The organism is Nocardia sp. NPDC050718, from assembly GCF_040654235.1.
Taxonomy (GTDB): domain Bacteria; phylum Actinomycetota; class Actinomycetes; order Mycobacteriales; family Mycobacteriaceae; genus Nocardia.
In genome coordinates this window covers 985062-1005596 of the sequence record NZ_JBFAHQ010000001.1, presented here as the reverse complement: position 1 = coordinate 1005596, position 20535 = coordinate 985062, and the positions used below count along the sequence as shown (strand labels likewise).

Here is a 20535-nt window from a genome sequence, read left to right as displayed (position 1 = left end):
GCAGCGTGGGGCTACTCGGCGACGATCACCGTGATGTCGCCGTCGGCCGCGTCGGTCGGGTCGCCGGGGGCGACGAACCAGTGGGTGACCTCGCCGTCGGTCAGGTCGTCGGCGACCGGGCCGTCGGGGAGGACCGACAGGGCGCCCGCGGTGGCGGAGACCAGGAATTCCTGGACGGCCGCCGGGCCGGAGGCGTGGGTGGTGAAGGTGGTGCCTTCGTAGTCGACGCCGTGGGTGTCGCGCAGGGACTCGGCGAGGGCGAGCGCGGCGCTCTGGGTGAGCGTCGAGATCGCACCGGCGGTGGCCAGGACGAAGGCGGGGTGGTCCTCCGACAGCGGGCGGACCCGGTCGGCGTAGGAGACGGGATGCGCCGCGGCGGCGGCGATCTCGGCTTCCACGTCGGGCAGGATCAGCCAGTCGCCCGCGGCACCGGCGACGGGGGCGTCGCTGATGCCGTAGGCCGCACCGGTCGCGGCGATCTCGACGCCGGACAGCTCGCCGGCGAACAGGACCGCGGCCCCGGCCTTCTGGATGGCCCAGGCGGCGAGGACGGAATCCACGCTGCGCGGCAGCGAGATCGCGACGATGTCGCCGGGGCCCGCACCGCGCGCGATGAGCACGCGGGCCAGCTGCGAGGACTTGCGATCCAGTGCGCTGTAGGCGATCTCGCTGTCGCCGCGGAGCAGAGCGGGGGCCTGCGGGTCCGCTTCGACGACCTCGGCGAGCACCTTGGCGACCGTCTGCGCGCCGACACCGGCCGTGCCGACGGGGGCCGAGACCGCCGCGGTCACACCGGATTCGGCGAGCAACTGGGCGCGTTCACCCGCGTCGAGGATGTCGATGTCGCCGACCAGGCCGGTCGGGTTGTCGAGCAACTCGTCGAGGACCCGCAGCAGTCGCGCGGACAGCGTGCGGACCTCGTCCTCGGTGTAGGTGCTGCGCAGGTAGCGCATGGTGATCTCGATGGTGGCCTCGGCCATCACCACCAGCGTGAGCGGGTAGTGGGTGGCGTCGTCGAGGCCGACACCGGTGACCTGCATGCCGTCGATCGAGCTCGCCGCGGTGACGGCGTCCTTGTCCATCGGGTACGACTCGAACACCAGCAGCGTGTCGAACGCGGCACCCGCGCCGGCCACCCGCTGGATGTCGGACAGCCCGACGTAGTGGTGGCTGAGCAGGTCGGCCTGCTCGGCCTGCACCCGCTTGGTCAGCTCCTCCGCGCTGATCCGGTCGTCGATCTGGATCCGCACCGGCAGGGTGTTGATGAACAGGCCGACCATCGACTCGACACCGGGCAGCTCGGCCGGGCGGCCGGACACGGTCGCGCCGAACACCACGTCGTCACGGCCGGTGAGGCGGCCGACGACGATGCCCCACGCGGTCTGCAGCAGCGTGTTCACGGTGACGCCGAGTTCACCGGCGAACTTGCCGAGCGCCCTGGTGCGGTCGGCGTCGATCTCGACGATGACCTTGCCCAGCTCGTAGCGCTCCTCGGTGCGCGGCGCGGGCGCCAGCTGGGTGGGGCCCTCGACCCCGGCCAGCGCCTCGGCCCAGACCCCCAGCGACACCTCACGATCCCAGCCCGAGAGGAAGGACAGGAAGTTGCGGTAGGAGGCCACCCGCGGCAGCGCGGTGAGGTCACCGTGCACCGCGTAGAGGACCAGCAGGTCGCGCATGAGCAGCGGCATGGACCAGCCGTCGATCAGGATGTGGTGCACCGTGATCGCCAGGTGGGACACGCCCTCGTCGGTCTTGTACAGGCCGAAGCGGATCAGCGGGGCCGTCGCCATGTCGAACTGGTTGGCCCGGTCGGCGACCAGCAGCTGCTGCATGCGCGGCAGGCGCTCGGCCTCCGGCAGGTCGGTCAGGTCGACCTCGCGCCACGGGACCTCGAGCTCCGACATCACGACCTGCACCGGCTGACCGGCCGAGTCGGTGACGAACGCGGTCCGCAGGTTCGGGTACCGGTCGAGCACGGCCTGGGCCGCGCGCCGCAGCCGCTCGGTGTCGAGCGTGCCGGTCAGGTCGAGGACGGCCTGCACGGTGTAGACGTCGACGGTCGCCGAGCTGAGCATGGCGTGGAACATCAGGCCCGCCTGCAGCGGCGAGAGCGGCCAGATCTCCGACAGCGCCGGGTAGGTGCCTTCCCACAGCTCGATATCGGACTGCTCCACCCGCACCAGCGGCATGTCGGACGGGGTGAAACCGCCCGCGTCGGCGCGCTGCGCGTGGGTGGCCAGCGCGGTGAGCGCGGCCACGAACAGGTCGGCGAACTCCTGGGCCTGGTCGGCGGTGAGCAGCCCGGTCGGGAACGCGATGTTCGCGCCCAGCTGCGGGCCCTCGTCGCCGTCGTTGACGATGGCGTTGATGTCCAGCGTCGCGTTGGCGGGCATGTCCAGGTCCATCTCGGCGTCGAGCTGGCCCAGGTCGGCCACCGGCACCCAGCCGAGTTCGGCGAGCTCGGCGGGGATCTCGCCCGCCGTCGCGCGACCGAGGTAGTTGAAGCTGATCTGGCCGACGGACGGCAGATCGGCGCCCTCGGTGGTCAGGTACTTCAGCATGCCGTAGCCGATGCCCTTGTCGGGCACGGCCAGCATCTGCTCCTTGACCGACTTGATCACCTCGCCGAGCACGGCGCCGCCGGCGAAGGCGTCGTCGAGATCGGCACCGGCCAGATCCAGGCGGACCGGGAACGCGGTGGTGAACCAGCCGACGGTGCGCGAGAGGTCGGCACCGGCGACGATCTCCTCCTGGCGGCCGTGGCCCTCCAGCTTGATCAGCGCCGCGGTCCCGGATTCGTCACCGCGCCACCGCGATACGGCCAGGGCGAGCGCGGTGAGCAGACCGTCGTTGACACCGCCGTGGTACAGGCCGGGGATGGCCGTGAGCACCGCGTCGGTGACCTCCGGCGACAGGGTGACCTGCACCCGGTCGACGGTGGCGAAGGTGTCGACCCGCGGGTCGAACGCCCGCGCGCCCAGGCGCGGATCGGTCGTGGCCGAGACCTCGCGCCAGAACGGCAGTTCCGCGCGGCGATCGGTCGACTGCTCGACCAGGCTGTGCGCCCAGCGCCGCATGGAGGTGCCGTTGGCGGGCAGCGCGACCGGCTGACCGGCCGCGATCTGGCCCCAGGCCATGCCGAGGTCCGGGATCAGGATGCGCCAGGAGACACCGTCGATCACGAAGTGGTGGCCGACGATGAGCAGCGCGTCGCGACGGCGCGGGCCGTCGGGGTTCTCGCCGAAGGCGAACCAGACGAACTGCACCATGGCGGCGTTCGCCGGATCGAGTCGGCCCATGGCCTCGTCGTATTCGACCGAAGCCTGCTTGGACAGCTGCTCGTCGGTGACCTCACCGGCCACCTCGACGCGCCGCACCAGCGCGGCCACGTCGACCTCGCCGGGCGCCAAAGCCTCAAAGACCCAGCCCTTCTCGGCATCCTCGGCCACCCGCGAACGCAGCACGTCGTGGTGGTCGAAGACCGCGCCGATGGTCGCGTGCAGGACCTCGTCGGTGAGGTTCTCCGGCAGGCGCAGCACCATCGACTGGGAGAACCGGTCGTAGGTGGAGCCGCTGCTCAGGATCTGGCGCATGATCGGCAGCATCGGGATGTCACCGACACCGCCGCCCGGCAGCTCCTCGAGCACGATCTGGTCGGCGTCGCCCGCGAGCACGGCGATCTCGGCCAGCCCGGCCACGCTGCGCTTCTCGAACACGTCGCGCGGCTTGAACAGCACGCCGCGGTCCTTGGCCCGCGAGACCAGCTGGATGGACAGGATCGAGTCACCGCCGAGGGCGAAGAACGAGTCGTCCAGGCCGACGGCGTCGACGCCGAGCACCTCGGCGAAGACGGTGGCGATGATCGCCTCGACCTCGCTGGTCGGCGTGCGGAACTCGCGCGGGGCGAGCACCGGCTCGGGCAGCGCGCGACGATCCAGCTTGCCCGCGGGGGTCAGCGGGATCTCGTCGAGCACCATGACGGCGGCGGGCACCATGTGCGCGGGCAGCTGCTGCGCCGCGTACTCGACCAGCTCGGCCGGGTCGGCGGCCGCGCCGGGGGTCGCCCGGACGTAGGACACCAGGATGGTGGCGCCCGCGTCGGTGGTGCGGCCGATGGTGGCGGCGAACTCGACGTCGCCGTGCGCGGTGAGGACCGCGTCGATCTCGCCCAGTTCGATGCGGAAGCCACGGATCTTCACCTGGAAGTCGTTGCGGCCCACGTACTCCACGACGGCCTTGCCGTTGACGGTGCGCCAGGCGACGACGTCACCGGTGCGGTACAGCCGCTCGCCCTCGGCGTACGGGTTGGCCACGAAACGCTCGGCCGTCAAGCCGGGACGCGCGTGGTAGCCGCGGGCCAGCGCGACGCCGCCCAGGTACAGCTCACCGGCCACGCCCTCGGGGACCGGGCGCAGGCGATTGTCGAGCACGAACACGGTGGCGCCCGCGATCGGGCCACCGATGTTCATGGTGTCGCCGGGCAGCAGCGGGTCGGACAGGTTGGTCGCGATGGTCGCCTCGGTCGGGCCGTAGGCGTTGTAGAACCGGTGCTGCGCCGGATCGGTGCCCGCGCTGTGCCAGTTCGCCACCAGGTCGACGGGGGCCTTGTCGCCACCGACGATCAGCGCCTCCAGTCCGGCCAGCGCCGCGGGTTCCATCGACGCCGCGACCAGCGGGGTGAGGAACACGTGGGTCAGCCGCTCGCCCACGATGATCTCGGCCAGCTCCTCGCCGCCGACCACGCCGACCGGCGTGATCACGAGGGTGCCCGCCGAGCCGACCGCGAGCAGGAACTCGAGGATCGACGCGTCGAACGACGGCGACGCGAACGCCAGCGTGCGCGCGTCCGTGTCGAGGCCGAACTGCGCCACCTGGGCGGCGGCGAAGTTGGCCACACCGGTGTGGCTCACGACGACGCCCTTGGGCAGGCCGGTCGAGCCCGAGGTGTAGATCATGTAGGCCGTGCTGCCGGACCGGACGGCGCCGTGGCGATCCGCGTCGGTGATCGGCGCTGCGGACTGTTCGGCGAGCTCGGTGTGCAGCGCCGCGTCGTCGAGGACCAGCCAATCGCCCAGTGCGGGCGCGGGCAGATGATCGACCTCGGACGACATCGTGATGCCCAGTGCCGCACCCGAATCCGACATCATGTGCGCGATGCGCTCGGCCGGATACTTCGGGTCGACCGGCAGGAACGCCGCGCCCGACTTGACCACGGCCCAGATGGCCAAGGTCGTCTCGAGCGAGCGCTGCATGGCGATGGCCACGACCGTCTCCGGTGCGGCACCGCGCTCGATGAGCACCCGCGCCAGGCGCGAGGAGGCCGCGTCCAGCTCGGCGTAGGTCAGCGAGCGAAGGTCGCCCGGCTCCGTCGCGAGGAGTGCGCCGAGCAGTCCGGTGTCGGCCGCTGCGCCGGGGGCGACGATGGCCTGACCGGTCGGGTTGGCCGCCACGGCCTGGGCCAGCAGTTCGGGCAGCGTGCTCGTCGACGCGGCGGGACCGCCGGTGCGGGTGAGCAGTTCGGTGCGCTCGGTGCCGTCGAGGAGTTCGAGATCGCCGACCGGGGTGGTGGTGTCGGCGACGACCTCGGCGAGCAGCCGCTGGAAGCGCTGCGCGAACGTCTCGACCGTCGACTGATCGAACAGGTCACTGGCGTAGGAGAACTCGGCGTAGGCGCCCGCCGCGTCGCCGGCCTGCGCCTCACGCACGGTGAGCAGCAGGTCGAACTTGGCGGTGTCGACGTCGAAGTCGACGGCCGAGACCGACAGGCCCGGCAGTTCGAAGCCGGCGTCGGGCAGGTTCTCGAACGACAGCGCCACCTGGAACAGCGGGTGCCGCGCGGTGGAGCGCTCGGGGTTGAGCAGTTCCACCAGGCGCTCGAACGGGATGTCGGCGTGCGCGAACGCGGCCAGGTCGGCTTCCTTGGCCTGGGTCAGCAGCTCGCGGAAGGTGAGCTGGGCGCCGACCTGGGTGCGCAGGGCCAGGGTGTTGACGAACATGCCGATGACGTCGTCGAGTTCGGCCTCGCCACGGCCGGCGATCGGGGTGCCGATGACGATGTCCTCGGTGCCCGACATGCGTGCCAGGAACACCGCGAGGGCGGTGTGCACGACCATGAACAGCGTCGCGTTCTGCTCGCGGGCGATGGCCGAGAGTCCGGCGTGGATCTCGGTGCCGATCGGGAACAGCACCCGGCCACCGGCGAAGGACTGCGTGCTCGGACGCGGCCGGTCCAGCGGCAGGTTCAGCTCGTCGGGGACACCGGCGAGCGCGCGCTTCCAGTAGTCGGCCTGCTGGGAGATCAGGCTGGTCTCGTCGGCTTCGGAGCCGAGCACCTCGCGCTGCCAGACGCTGAAGTCGGCGTACTGCACCGGCAGCGGTGCCCAGCCCGGACGCTCACCCGTGGCGCGGGCGGCGTAGGCCACCATGACGTCGCGGGTCAGCGGGGCCATCGACCAGCCGTCGGCGCTGATGTGGTGGGCGACGAAGACGAGCACGTACTCCTCGGCTGCGATGCGTCCGGCGGGCCCGGAGGCGGTAGCGGAGCGTGACCAGGCAGGGCCCTCGGGCGCATCGCCATCGGATACAGCGACGCGCATGAGCTTCGCGCGCAGCGGGACTTCGTCGAGCACGTCGAAGCCGGTGGAGATCAGCGCGGCGATCTTGTCGCGGACCTGGTCGGGGGCAACGGTTTCCGGCGTCAGATCCGGGACATTGCCCTCGACCGGCAGGATCACCTGGTGCGGGGTGCCGTCGGTCGACGGGTACACCGTGCGCAGGGTCTCGTGCCTGGCCAGCACGTCGGCGACCGCGAGCTGGAGCGCCTCGACATCGAGCGCGCCCGTCAGGCGGACGGCGACCGGAATGTTGTTCACCGCGGAGCTGGTGTCGAACTGGTTCAGGAACCACATGCGCTGCTGCGCGAGCGACAGCGGCACCTGCGCCGGACGCGGCCCGGCGACCAGCGCGCGCCGTCCACCGGCACCGGCGCCCTGCTCCACCTTCACCGCGAGCCCGGCGACGGTCGACGCCTCGAACAGCAGGCGCACGGGCACCCGGCTGTCCAGGGCGGCGCCGAGGCGGGCCGCGACCTGGGTGGCCAGCAGCGAGTTGCCGCCGAGGGCGAAGAAGTCGTCGTCGGCGCCGACGCGCTCGGCGCCGAGCACGTCCGCGAACACGCCCGCCACGATCTCCTCGATCGGGGTGGACGGCGCGCGGAACGCCTGGGCCTCGAACTCCGGCTCCGGCAGCGCCTTTCGATCGAGCTTGCCGTTGACGTTCAGCGGCAGCGCGTCCAGCACGACGAACGCGGCGGGCACCATGTACGACGGCAGCCCGGCGGCCAGCGTCGACTTCACCTGCGCCACATCCACATCCGTACCAACCAGGTACGCCACCAGGCGATCGCCGGTGCGCGGGTCGGACTTCGCGATGACGGCGGCCTGCGCGATCTCGGGCAGCGCCAGCAGCGCGGCCTCGATCTCGCCGAGCTCGATGCGGAAGCCGCGGATCTTCACCTGGAAGTCGGTGCGGCCGCGGTAGTCGAGCTCACCGTTGTGCCAGGCCACCAGGTCACCGGTGCGGTACATGCGGGTACCGGGGGTGAACGGGTTGGCCACGAAACGGTCGGCGGTCAGGTCGGGGCGGCCGAAGTAGCCGCGCGCCAGCTGCGCGCCGGCGAGGTACAGCTCACCCGCGACGCCGTCCGGCACCGGACGCAGTCGCGCGTCGAGCACGTACACCTGGCTGTTCCACTCGGGCCCACCGATGGAGACCGAACCCTGGTCGGCGGCGTTCACCCGATGCGAGGTGATCGAGACCGCGGCCTCGGTGGGGCCGTACAGGTTGAACAGCTCGGTGCGCGGGAACGCGGTGCGGACCCGCTGCGCCAGCGAACCGGGCAGCGCCTCACCGATGGCGAGAATCCGCCACAGCGAATCGGGCATGCCCGCGGCCAGCAGCGCGTCGAGCATCGACGGCACCACGTGCAGCGTGGTGACCCACTCGTTCGCCATCAGCTCGTTCAGGTACGCCGGATCGCGATGGCCGTCGGCCGAGGCGATCACCAGGCGGCCACCGCAGACGGCGGCCGACCAGAACTCCCAGACCGAGAGGTCGAAGGTCGCGGCGGTCTTGAGCAGCACCGCGTCGGCGGCGTCCATGCCGAATTCGATCAGCTTCCACTGCAGCTGGTTGGCGATGGCGCCGTGCGGCACCGCGACACCCTTCGGGCGACCGGTCGAACCGGACGTGAAGATCACGTACGCGGTGTGCTCCGGACGCAGCGGCTCGGTGCGCTCCGCGTCGGACACCGGTGCGGCGCCGACGTTTTCGAGATCGAGCTCGTCGATGCGCACCAGCGGCGCGACCGCGGTGTCGAACTCGGCCTCGGCGTTGGTCAGCACGCAGACCGGTGCCGCCGTCTCGAGGATGTAGTTCGTGCGCTCGGCCGCCTGATCCGGGTCGACGGGCACGTACGCGCCACCGGACTTGGCGACGGCGTACATGGCGACGATCAGATCCACCGAGCGGCGCAGCGCCAGCGCGACGCGGGCCTCCGGGCCGACGCCGAGCGAGATCAGGTGCCGCGCCAGGCGATTCACCTTGGCGTCGAGTTCGGCGTAGGTCAGCTGGGCGCCGTCGTCGGTGACCAGGGCGGTCGCCTTCGGGTCGGCCGCCACGGTCGCGTCGAGCAGCGAGACCAGGGTGGCCGCGGTGTCGACCCGGTAGCCGGTGGCGTTGCGGGTGTCCAGGATCCGGGTCCGCTCGGCCGGTGCCAGCAGTTCGATGTCGCCGACCGCGGTGCGCGGGGTGGCGACGATCGCGCCGAGCAGGCGGACGAATCGCTCGACGAAGCCCTCGACCGTGGCGTGGTCGAACAGATCGGTGGCGTAGGTGAAGATGCCCGAAATGCCTTCGGGCTCACCGGCGTCGCCGTAGCGGTCGGTGGCGATCAGGTGCAGGTCGAACTGCGACAGCTGGGAGTCGATGTCGAGTCCGGACACCGTCAGGCCCGGCAGTTCCAGGGTGGCGCGGGTCAGGTTCTGGAACGACAGGCCCACCTGGAACAGCGGGTGCCGCGCGGTGGAGCGGACCGGGTTGAGGACCTCGACCAAGCGCTCGAACGGCACGTCGGCATTGGCGAACGCCGCGATGTCGTCCTCGCGCTGGCGGGCCAGCAGCTCGGTGAACGCCTCGCCGCCGTCGACCTTGGTGCGGAACACCAGGGTGTTGACGAACATGCCGATCATGTCGTCGAGGGCGGCCTCGCCACGACCGGCCATCGGGGTGCCGATGGCGATGTCGTCGGTGCCCGACAGGCGGGCCAGCAGCACCGCGAGGGCGGTGTGCACGACCATGAACAGCGTCGCGCCCTCGGCGCGGGCCAGCTCGACCAGCGCGCGGTGGGTGTCGGCGTCGATCCGGACGTCGACCTTGCTGCCCGCGAAGGTCTGCACGGCCGGACGCGGGCGGTCGGCGGGCAGGTCGAGCTGATCGGGCAGCTCGGCCAGGGCCTGCTTCCAGTGCGCGACCTGCTTGGCCGCCATCGAGTCCGGATCGTCCTCGCTGCCGAGCAGTTCGCGCTGCCAGATGCTGTAGTCCGCGTACTGCACGGCCAGCGGGGCCCAGCCCGGCTCCTGGCCGGTGGAGCGAGCCGCGTAAGCGGTCATCAGATCGCGGGTCAGCGGGGCGACCGAGGAGCCGTCACCGGAGATGTGGTGCACGACCATGGCGAGCACGAACTCGTCGGTGCCTGCCACGCGGAACAGGGCGACCTTCAGCGGCACCTCGACGGTGACGTCGAAGATCGTCGACATCAGTTCCGCCACCGCCGTTTCCACCTCGTCGGCGGCGACGGTGCGTTCCAGCAGGTCCGGCGCGGCCTGCGCGGGCGACAGGATCACCTGCGCCGCACCGGCGTCGGTCTGCGGGTAGACGGTGCGCAGGATCTCGTGGCGCGACACCAGGTCGGTGATCGCGGCCCGCAGCGCGGCCACGTCGAGGTCGCCGGTGAGGCGGACCGCGACCGGCACGTTGTAGGCCGCCGACTGGGTGTCGAAGCGGTTGAGGAACCACATGCGCTGCTGCGCGAGCGAGAGCGGGATGTGCTCGGGGCGCGGAGCGGCGGTGAGCGCCTTGCGATCACCGGTCTCGGCGTGCTGCTCGACCCGCTGGGCCAGTGCGGACACCGTGGACGCCTCGAACAGCAGGCGCACGGGGATGCGGGTGTTCAGCGCCTCGCCGAGGCGCGCGGCGACCTGCGTGGCCAGCAGCGAGTTACCGCCCCAGGCGAAGAAGTCGTCGTCGAGACCGAAGCGCTTGTCGGCACCCAGGCGCAGGACCTCGGCGAAGGTGGCCGCCACGAGCTGCTCGCTCGGGCTGACCGGCGCGCGGAACACGGCCTTCTCGACCTCGGGCTCCGGCAGGGCCTTGCGGTCGAGCTTGCCGTTGGCGTTCAGCGGCAGGGCGTCGAGCCGCAGGAACACGGTCGGGACCATGTACGACGGCAGCTCGGCGGCCAGCGCGGTGCGCAGGGCCAGCTTGTCGAACTCCGCACCGGTCACGACGTAGGCGACCAGGCGGTCACCGACGACGGGATCGGTGTGCGCGAGCACGGCGGCCGAGGTGATGCCGTCCTGCCGCAGCAGCGCGGCCTCGATCTCGCCGAGCTCGATGCGGAAGCCGCGGATCTTCACCTGGAAGTCGGTGCGGCCCCGGTAGTCCAGTTCGCCGTCGGCGTTCCAGGCCACCAGGTCACCGGTGCGGTACATGCGCTCGCCGAGCGCGGAGAACGGGTCGGCGACGAAGCGGTCGGCGGTGAGATCGGCGCGACCGTAGTAGCCGCGGGCCAGCTGCGCGCCGGCCAGGTAGAGCTCACCGGAGACACCCACCGGCACCGGCCGCAGGCGCGAATCCAGCACGTAGACACGGCTGTTCCACTCCGGCGCGCCGATCGACACCGACACCTGGTCGGCGTCGGTGACCGCGTGGCTGGTGATCGAGACCGCGGCCTCGGTCGGGCCGTACAGGTTGAACAGTGCGGCGGTGTTGGCGGTGCGGAAGCGCTGGGCGGTGGACGCGGGCAGCGCCTCACCGATGGCGAGCACCCGGCGCAGCGTGCGCGGCAGCGCGGCACCGGATTCGGTGAGCAGCGCGTCGAGCATCGACGGCACCACGTGCAGCGTGGTGACGCCGGTGCCGCGCATCAGGTCGTTGAGGTAGGCCGGGTCGCGGTGCCCGTCGGCGGTCGCCACCACCAGGCGGCCACCGGCGACGGCGGCCGTCCAGAACTCCCAGACCGAGAGGTCGAAGGTGGCGGCCGTCTTGAGCAGGATCGCGTCATCGGCGCCGAGGCCGAATTCGGCCGTCTCCCACAGCAACTGGTTGACGATCGCGCCGTGCGAGACCGCCACGCCCTTGGGCTTGCCGGTCGAGCCGGACGTGAAGATCACGTACGCGGTGTTCGCGGGCACCAGGGCGCCACGGCGCTCGGTGATCGTGGCCGGGCTGACGGCGCTCAGGTCGAGCTCGTCGAGGACGACCACTTCGGCCGCCGCCGTGTTGAATTCGGCGCTCGCGGTGGTCAGCACGACCGCGGGCGCGGCCGTCTCCAGGATGTAGTCGGTGCGCTCGGCAGGCTGGTCCGGGTCGATCGGTACGTAGGCAGCGCCCGTGCGGGCCACCGCGTACATCGCGATGATCAGCTCGGCGGAACGGCGGATGGCCAGGGCCACCCGGTCCTCGGTGCCGATACCCAGCGAGATCAGGTGCCGGGCAAGACGGTTCACCTCGGCATCGAGCTCGGCGTAGGTCAGCTCACGGCGACCATCGGTCTCGTCGACGACCAGCGCCACCGCATCGGGGGTCGCGGCCACGGTCGCGTCGAGCAGCGACACCAGGGTGGCGTCGGTGTCGACAGTGTGCGCGGTGTCGTTCCACGCGGTGACGATCCGCTCGGTTTCCGGCGCGGCGAGCAGGTCGATGTCGCCGACCGGCACCGACGCGTCGGCGGCGACGGCGTCGAGCACCAGCAGGAAGCGGTCGGCGAAGCTCTGGACCGTCGCCTCGTCGAACAGGTCGATGGCGTAACCGAATTCGGTGACCAGCTGGGCCGGTGCGCCGTCGTCGGTGTAGCGGTCGTAGAGGGTGACGTGCAGGTCGGTCTTGGCCAGCTGCGAGTCGTAGTCGACGGCGCTGACGGTCAGGCCGGGCAGTTCGAAGGTGGTGTCGGCCAGGTTCTGGAACGACAGGCCCACCTGGAACAGCGGGTTGCGCGCGGTCGAGCGCACCGGGTTGAGCACCTCGACCAGGCGCTCGAACGGCACGTCGGCGTTGGCGAAGGCCTCCAGGTCGCGTTCGCGCACGTCGGCGAGCAGTTCGGCGAAGGTGGCGCCGGAGTCGACGGCGGTCCGGAACACCAGGGTGTTGACGAACATGCCGATCAGGTCGTCGAGCTCGCGCTCGCCACGGCCCGCGATCGGCGTGCCGACGGCGATGTCGTCGGTGCCGGACAGGCGCGCGAGCAGCACCGCGAGGGCGGCGTGCACGACCATGAACAGCGAGGCGTTGTTGGCCCTGGCCAGGTCGTGCAGCGCGGCGTGGCGCTCCGGGTCGATCTCGAAGCGGATCGCCTTGCCCTGGAACGACTGCGCGGGCGGGCGCGGCCGGTCGGCGGGCAGTTCGAGCTGGTCGGGCAGACCCGCGAGGGCCTTGCTCCAGTACGCGACCTGCTTGGCGGCCAGCGATTCCGGATCGCTCTCGTCGCCGAGGACCTCGCGCTGCCACAGCGCGTAGTCGGCGTACTGCACCGGCAGCGGCGCCCACTGCGGGGCCTCACCCTGCACGCGGGCCACGTAGGCGGCCATGATGTCGCGGGCCAGCGGGCCCATCGACGAGCCGTCGGCGGAGACGTGGTGCACGGTGAACGCGAGCACGTGGTCGGTGGCCGACAGCTCGAACAGCGCGACCTTGAGCGGCACCTCTTCGGTGACGTCGAAGGTGGTCATCGCGAATTCGATGACGGTGCCGAGCAGGTCGGCCTCGGCGACGGCGATGTGGTGCACCACGGCGCGGCTCTGCGCGATCGGCAGGATCACCTGGTGCGGGCCGTCGGCCGAGCGCGGGTAGGTGGTGCGCAGCATCTCGTGCCGGGCGAACACGTCGCCGATGGCCTGCTCGAGCGCGGGCACGTCGAGCTCGCCGGTGAGGCGGACGGCCAGCGGGATGTTGTCCACGGCCGAGGTCGAGGTGTCGAACTGGTTGAGGAACCAGTAGCGCTGCTGGGCGGGCGAGAGCGGGATGATCGCGGGCCGCTCCCCCGCCGTCAGGCGCGGGCGGGCGCGGCCGGAGCCCGCGTTGTGCTCGGCGCGGGCGGCGAGCGCGGACACGGTGGACGCCTCGAACAGGTCGCGCACCGAGAGCTGGGTGTCCAGGGCCGCGCCGATGCGGGCGGTGACCTGGGTGGCCAGCAGCGAGTTGCCGCCGAGTTCGAAGAAGTCGTCGTCGGCGCCGACCCGGGTCACCCCGAGCACGTCGCCGAAGGTGCCCGCCACGATCTCCTCGATCGGGGTCGAGGGCGCGCGGAACACCTTGGCCTCGAACACCGGCGCGGGCAGCGCCTTGCGATCGAGCTTGCCGGAGGCGTTGAGCGGGAAGGCGTCCAGGATCACGTACGCGGTCGGCACCATGTAGCCCGGCAGCGCGCCGCCGAGTTCGGTGCGCACGGCGTCGAGGTCGACGCTCGCCCCCGCGGCCGGGATCACATAGCCGACCAGCTGGTCGCCCAGCCGCTCGTCGGAACGGACAACAACCACCGACTGGGCGATCTGCGGCAGCGCGGTGAGCGCAGACTCGATCTCACCCAGCTCGATCCGCAGGCCGCGCAGCTTCACCTGGAAGTCGGTGCGGCCCAGGTACTCCAGCTCACCGTCGGCGGTCCAGGTGACGAGGTCACCGGTGCGGTACATGCGCGCACCGTCGGCACCGAACGGGTCGGCGACGAAGCGGTCCGCGGTCAGGTCCGGGCGGGCGACATAGCCGCGCGCCAGCTGGACACCGGCCAGGTACAGCTCGCCGGGCACGCCGACGGGCACCGGGTGCAGGCGCGAATCCAGCACGTACACCTGGGTGTTGAAGACCGGGGCGCCGATCGGCACCGAGGTGGTGTCGGCGTCGGTGACCTCGTGGAAGGTGACGTCGACCGCGGCCTCGGTGGGGCCGTACAGGTTGTGCAGGGCCGCGCCGGTGAGCGCGCGCAGGCGCTGGGCGGTCGGCGCGGGCAGCGCCTCACCGGAGGCGAAGACCAGGCGCAGGCTGCTGGCGGTGGCGGTGCCGTCGGCCAGGGCCACGGCGGCGGTCTCGGCCAGCTCGGCCACGAACACCGACATCATCGACGGCACGAAGTGCGCGGTGGTGACGCCCTCGGCATCGATGATCGCGGCCAGGTAGGCCGGGTCACGATGACCGTCGGGCTTGGCGACGACGAGGCGGGCGCCGATCTGCAAGGGCCAGAAGAACTCCCACACCGACACGTCGAAGGTGGCAGGCGTCTTCTGCAAAACCACGTCGGACGCGGTGAGGCGGTAGGCGGCCTGCATCCACACCAGTCGGTTGACGATCGCGCCGTGGCTGACCGCGACACCCTTCGGGCGACCGGTCGAGCCCGACGTGAAGATCACGTACGCGGTGTTCTCCGGCCGCAGCGGCGCGCTGCGCTCGGCATCGGTGACCGGCGCGGCGGAGTAACCCGTCAGGTCCAGGCTCTCGATGTGCAGCGCGGTGGTGGTGCCCGCGTCGAATTCGTCGGCGGCCGTGGTCAGCACGCACACCGGGGCGGCGGTCTCGAGCACGTAGTGGGTGCGCTCGGCCGGGTGGTCGGGGTCGAGCGGCACGTACGCGCCACCGGCCACGCTCACCGCGTACATGCCGATCACCAGGTCGAGCGAGCGGCGCATGCCGAGCGCGACCATGGTGTCCGGGCCGACGCCCTGGGCGATCAGGTGCCGGGCCAGGCGGTTCACCTTCGCGGCGAACTCGCCGTAGGACAGACTCGTCCCTTCGAAGGTGAGGGCGGTCGCGTTCGGGCTGGTCAGGGCCTGCGCCTCGAACATCGACACCAGCGTCGCGGCCTGGTCGACCGGGTGCGCGGTGGCGTTCCAGCCGGTGACCACCTGGCGGTATTCGGCCGGGGCCAGCAGGTCGACCTCGCCGATGGCGCGCTCGGGCGCCGCGACGACCGCGGTCAGCATCCGCACCAGGCGCTGCGCGAGCGCGGCGATGGTGTCGGCGTCGAACATGTCGGTGGCGTAGGCGAATTCGGCGAGCATGCCGTCGGCGGAACCGTCCGCGCGATGCCGGTCGGCCAGGTTCAGGTGCAGATCGAACTTGGCGGTGACCACGTCCAGCGGCACGCCGGCGACCTCGAGGCCGGGCAGCTCGAAGGCCGCCTCACCGGTGTTCTGGAACGACAGCATCACCTGGAACAGCGGGTGACGCGCCTGCGAGCGGGCCGGGTTGAGGATCTCCACCAGGCGCTCGAACGGCAGGTCGGCGTGGCCGAAGGCGGCCAGGTCGCTCTCCCTGGTCTGCGCGAGCAGGGCGGTGAACGGCTGGGCCGGGTCGACCGCGCTGCGCAGCACCAGCGTGTTGACGAACATGCCGATCGCGTCGTCGAGAACCGCTTCACCACGACCGGCGACAGCGGTGCCGATGGCGATGTCGTCGTTGCCGGACAGGCGGGCCAGCAGCGCCGCGAAGGCGGCGTGCACGACCATGAAGAGGCTGGCGCCATGTTCGCGGGCCAGCGCGTTCAGGCTCGCCGCCAGCGTCGGGTCGATCGAGAACTCGTGCACGCCACCGCGGTTGGAGGCCACGGCCGGACGCGGCCGGTCGGCGGGCAGGTCCAGCTGATCGGGCAGGCCGGCCAGGTGCTGCGACCAGTACGCGACCTGCTGGGCGATCATCGAGGACGCGTCGTCCTCGGCGCCGAGGGTCTCGCGCTGCCACAGCGCGAAGTCGGCGTACTGCACCGGCAGCGGCGCCCAGCCCGGCGCCTCACCGCGCGAGCGCGCGGCGTAGGCGATCATCACGTCGCGGGCCAGCGGGCGCACCGACCAGCCGTCGCCGGAGATGTGGTGCACGACGAAGACGAGCACGTGGGTGTCGGGGTGGGAACCGTCCATGGACCCGGCGACGCGCAGCAGCGCGGCGCGCACCGGCACCTCGGCGGTGACGTCGAACCCGGCCAGCACCAGTTCGCTGATCCGGTCGCGGATCTCGTCCTCGCCGACCGTGATCGGGGTGAGCGCGATCGGCACCTGGCCCGCGGGCAGCACGACCTGCACGCCCTGGCCCTCGGCGGTCTCGGGGTAGACGGTGCGCAGCACCTCGTGCCGGTCGACCACGTCGGCGACGGCCTGGCGCAGGGCGTCGATGTCGAGGTCACCGGTCAGGCGGACGGCGAGCGGGATGTTGTTGACCCCGGTCGCGCTGTCGAAGCGGTTGAGGAACCACATGCGCTGCTGGGCCAGCGAGAGCGGGATCTGCTCCGGCCGCGGCCCGGCGACGAGCTCGCGGCGGCTGCCGCTGCCCGCGTGCGATTCCACCTTGGCGGCCAGCGCGGCGACCGACGGCGCCTCGAACAGCACGCGCACGGGGACGCGGGTGTCGAGCGCGGCGCCGAGGCGGGCGACCACCTGGGTGGCGATCAGCGAGTTGCCGCCCAGGTCGAAGAAGTCGTCGTCCAGGCCGACGGCCCGGTCCCCGGACAGGCCGAGCACCTCGGCGAAGGTGGCGGCGACGATCTCCTCGATCGGCGTGCTCGGCGCGCGGAACTCGCGCGCCTCGAACACCGGATCGGGCAGCGCCCGGCGATCCAGCTTGCCGTTGGCGCTCAGCGGCATCTCGTCGAGCACGACGAACGCGGCCGGGACCATGTACGACGGCAGCTGCGCGGCCAGATGCGCACGCAGCGCGTCGATCTCGGTGGTAGCACCGGCGGCGGGCACGACGTAGCCGACGAGCTGGTCACCCGTGCGGGCATCCGAGCGGACGACCACGACCGACTGCCCGACGCTCTCGTGCGCGGTGAGCGCGGCCTCGATCTCGCCGAGCTCGATGCGCAGACCGCGCAGCTTGACCTGGAAGTCGGTGCGGCCGAGGTAGGTGATGACACCCTGCTCGTCGCGGCGCACCAGGTCACCGGTGCGGTACATGCGCTGACCGTCGGTGCCGAACGGGTCGGCGACGAAGCGGTCGGCGGTCAGATCGGCGCGGCCGAAGTAGCCGCGCGCCAGCTGCGCGCCGGCCAGGTACAGCTCACCGGCGACCCCGGCGGCGACCGGGTGCAGCCGCGAATCCAGCACGTAGGCCTGCGAATTCCAGACCGGCGCGCCGATCGGGACGGCACCGTCGACCCGCTCGGCGACCTGGCCGTGCGTCGCGTGCACGGTGAACTCGGTGGGGCCGTACAGGTTGAACAGGGCCGCGTCGCTCACCTTGCGCAGTGCGGCGACCGCGTCTCCGGTGAAGGCCTCACCGGCGATCAGCAGCGCGCGCAGCGAGGACAGAGCTCCGCCCGCGACAGCGGCGGCATCGATGCTGCCTGCGAAAACGGTGAGCATCGACGGCACGAACGAGGTCATCGTGACGCGCTGCGCCGCGATGACATCGGCGAGGTACTGCGGGTCGCGGTGACCGTCCGGGCTCGCCACGACGAGCCGGCCGCCGGTGCTGAGCGGGCCGAACAGCTCCCACACCGACACGTCGAAGGTCGCCGGGGTCTTGAACAGCACCACGTCGTCGGCGCCGATGCCGTATTCGCCGGTGATCCAGCGGATCTGGTTGACGACAGCGGCGTGCGACACCGCGACGCCCTTGGGCCGACCGGTCGAACCGGAGGTGAAGATGACGTAGGCCGGATGCTGCGGACGCAGCGGCGCGATGCGCTCGGCATCGGTGACCGGGGCGTCGGCGTAGGCCGCCAGCTCGACGCTGTCGATGGCCAGCGTCGGCAGCTCGCCCGCGTCGAAACCGTCACGCGCCGTGGTGAGGACGACCTTGGGGGCGGCGGTCTCCAGCACGTAGGCGATGCGGTCGGCGGGCTGGTCGAGGTCGAGCGGCACGTAGCCGCCGCCCGCTTCCTGCACCGCGTAGGCGGCGACCACCAGGTCGATGCTGCGGCGCAGGCCGAGCGCGACCAGGGTCTCCGGGCCGACGCCAGCCTCGATCAGGCGATGCGCCAACCGGTGCACGCGCGCGGCGAATTCGGCGTAGGTCAGGCTCGCGCCGGTGGCCGGGTCGACGATCGCGACCGCGGTCGGGGTGGCGGCGGCCTGGCGGGCGAATTCGTCGACCAGGGAGCCCGCGCCGGGCAGCGCGCGCTCGGTGTCGTTCCAGCCGAGCACCGCCAGCGCGTTCTCGGTGGTGTCGAGCAGTTCGAGGTCGCCGACGGCCCGATCCGGCGTGGCCGCGATCGCGGCGAGCAGGCGGGCGAAGCGGGTGCCGAAGCGGTCCATGGTGGCCGCGTCGAACAGGTCGGTGGCGTAGATCAGCTCGGCGACGATGCCCGAGGGGGAATCGGCAGGCTTCTCGGTGAGCACCACGTTCAGGTCGAACTTGGCCACGTCGATCGGCAGCTCGACGCCGCTGACCGTCAAGCCGGGCAGCTCCAGGCTCGCCTGGGCGGTGTTCTGGAAGGCCAGCATGACCTGGAACAGCGGGTGCCGCGCCTGCGAGCGGGCCGGGTTGATGATCTCGACCAGGCGCTCGAAGGGCAGATCGGCGTGACCGAAGGCCGCGATGTCGCTCGCGCGGACCTCGCCGAGCAGGTCGGTGAAGCTCGCGTCGCCGTCGACCTCGGTGCGCAGCACCAGGGTGTTGACGAACATGCCGATCAGGTCGTCGAGGGCGCGCTCGCCACGGCCCGCGATCGGGGTGCCGATGGCGATGTCGTGCTCACCGGACAGCCGCGAGAGCAGCAGGGCCAGCGCCGCGTGGGCGACCATGAACAGCGTCGCGCCCCGGCTGCGGGCCAGCTCGGCCAGCGCCGCGTGGGTGTCGGCGTCGATCTCGAAGGTGTGCGTGGCGCCGCGACCGCTGGCGACCGCGGGGCGCGGCCGATCGGCGGGCAGGTCCAGCTGCTCGGGCAGGCCGCGCAGGCGCTCGCCCCAGAACGAGATCTGCTGGGCGATCACGGATTCGGCGTCGTCCTCGTCGCCGAGCACGGCGCGCTGCCAGAGCGCGAAGTCGGCGTACTGCACCTCGAGCGGACGCCAGGCCGGCTCCGCGCCTTCGACGCGGGCGCTGTAGGCGGTCATCACGTCGCGGGTCAGCGGGCCCATGGAGAAGCCGTCGGCCGAGATGTGGTGCACGACCAGGGCGAGCACGTGTTCGGTGGGGCTGATCTCGAACAGGGCGGCGCGGAACGGCACCTCGGCGGTGACGTCGAAGGCGGTCAGCACCAGCGCCGAAAGGCGCTGCGGCAGTTCGGCACCCGTGGTTTCGATCGGCGCGAGGTCGGGGATGACCTTGCCGGTCGGCACGATCACCTGGTGGGCAGCGCCCGCGACCTCCGGGTAGTAGGTGCGCAGCGACTCGTGGCGGGCGAGCACGTCGGCCACGGCCACCTGCAGCGCCTGCCGGTCGAGCAGACCCGACAGCCGCACGGCGGCCGGGATGTTGTCCACCGCGGACTCGGGGTCGAAGCGGTTGAGGAACCACATGCGCTGCTGGGCCAGCGACAGCGGCACCCGCTCGGGGCGCTGCTGCGGGACCAGGGCGGCGCGGCGGTCCGTGCCGGAGTGCGTCTCGGCGCGCGCGGCCAGGGCGACGACGGTCGAGGCCTCGAACAGCTCACGCACGCCGAGGTCGGTCTCCAGCGCGGCCGACAGGCGGGCGGCGACCTGGGTCGCGGTCAGCGAGTTGCCGCCGAGGGCGAAGAAGTCGTCGTCGAGGCCGACCCGCTCCAGGCCGAGCACGTCGGCGAAGGTGGCGGCGACGATCTCCTCGACCGGGGTGGTCGGGGCGCGGAACACCGCGGCCTCGAACACCGGCGCGGGCAGCGCCTTGCGGTCGAGCTTGCCGGAGGCGTTGAGCGGGAACTCGTCGAGCACGATGAGCACCGCGGGCACCATGTAGGCGGGCAGGTTGTTGCCCAGTTCCTCGCGGGCGTCCTCGATGTCGACGGTGCGGCCCGGCGCGGCGATGACGTAGGCCACCAGCTGATCGCCGGTGTGCTGGTCACCGCGGACCACGACCACCGACTGGGCGACCTCGTCGAGCGCGGTCAGCGCCGACTCGATCTCGCCCAGCTCGATGCGCAGACCGCGCAGCTTCACCTGGAAGTCGGTGCGGCCCAGGTACTCCAGTTCGCCGTGCTCGGTCCAGGCGACGAGGTCGCCGGTGCGGTACATGCGGGCGCCGTCGTCGTCGAAGGGGTTGGCGACGAAGCGGTCGGCGGTCAGGTCCGGCCGCGCGACGTAGCCGCGCGCCAGCTGGGTGCCCGCCAGGTACAGCTCACCCGCGACACCCACCGGAACC

1 protein-coding gene (cut by a window edge) is annotated in these 20535 nt (G+C 71.8%); it reads right to left on the bottom strand.

The window, feature by feature from the left end:
- Positions 1-11 precede the first annotated feature (11 nt).
- Positions 12-20535 carry the final stretch of a non-ribosomal peptide synthase/polyketide synthase gene (locus AB0H54_RS04590; protein ID WP_357342705.1) on the bottom strand. 23162 nt of this gene lie beyond the right edge of the window, so the window shows 20524 of its 43686 coding nt (coding positions 23163-43686); its start codon lies off the right edge, out of view; its stop codon occupies positions 12-14.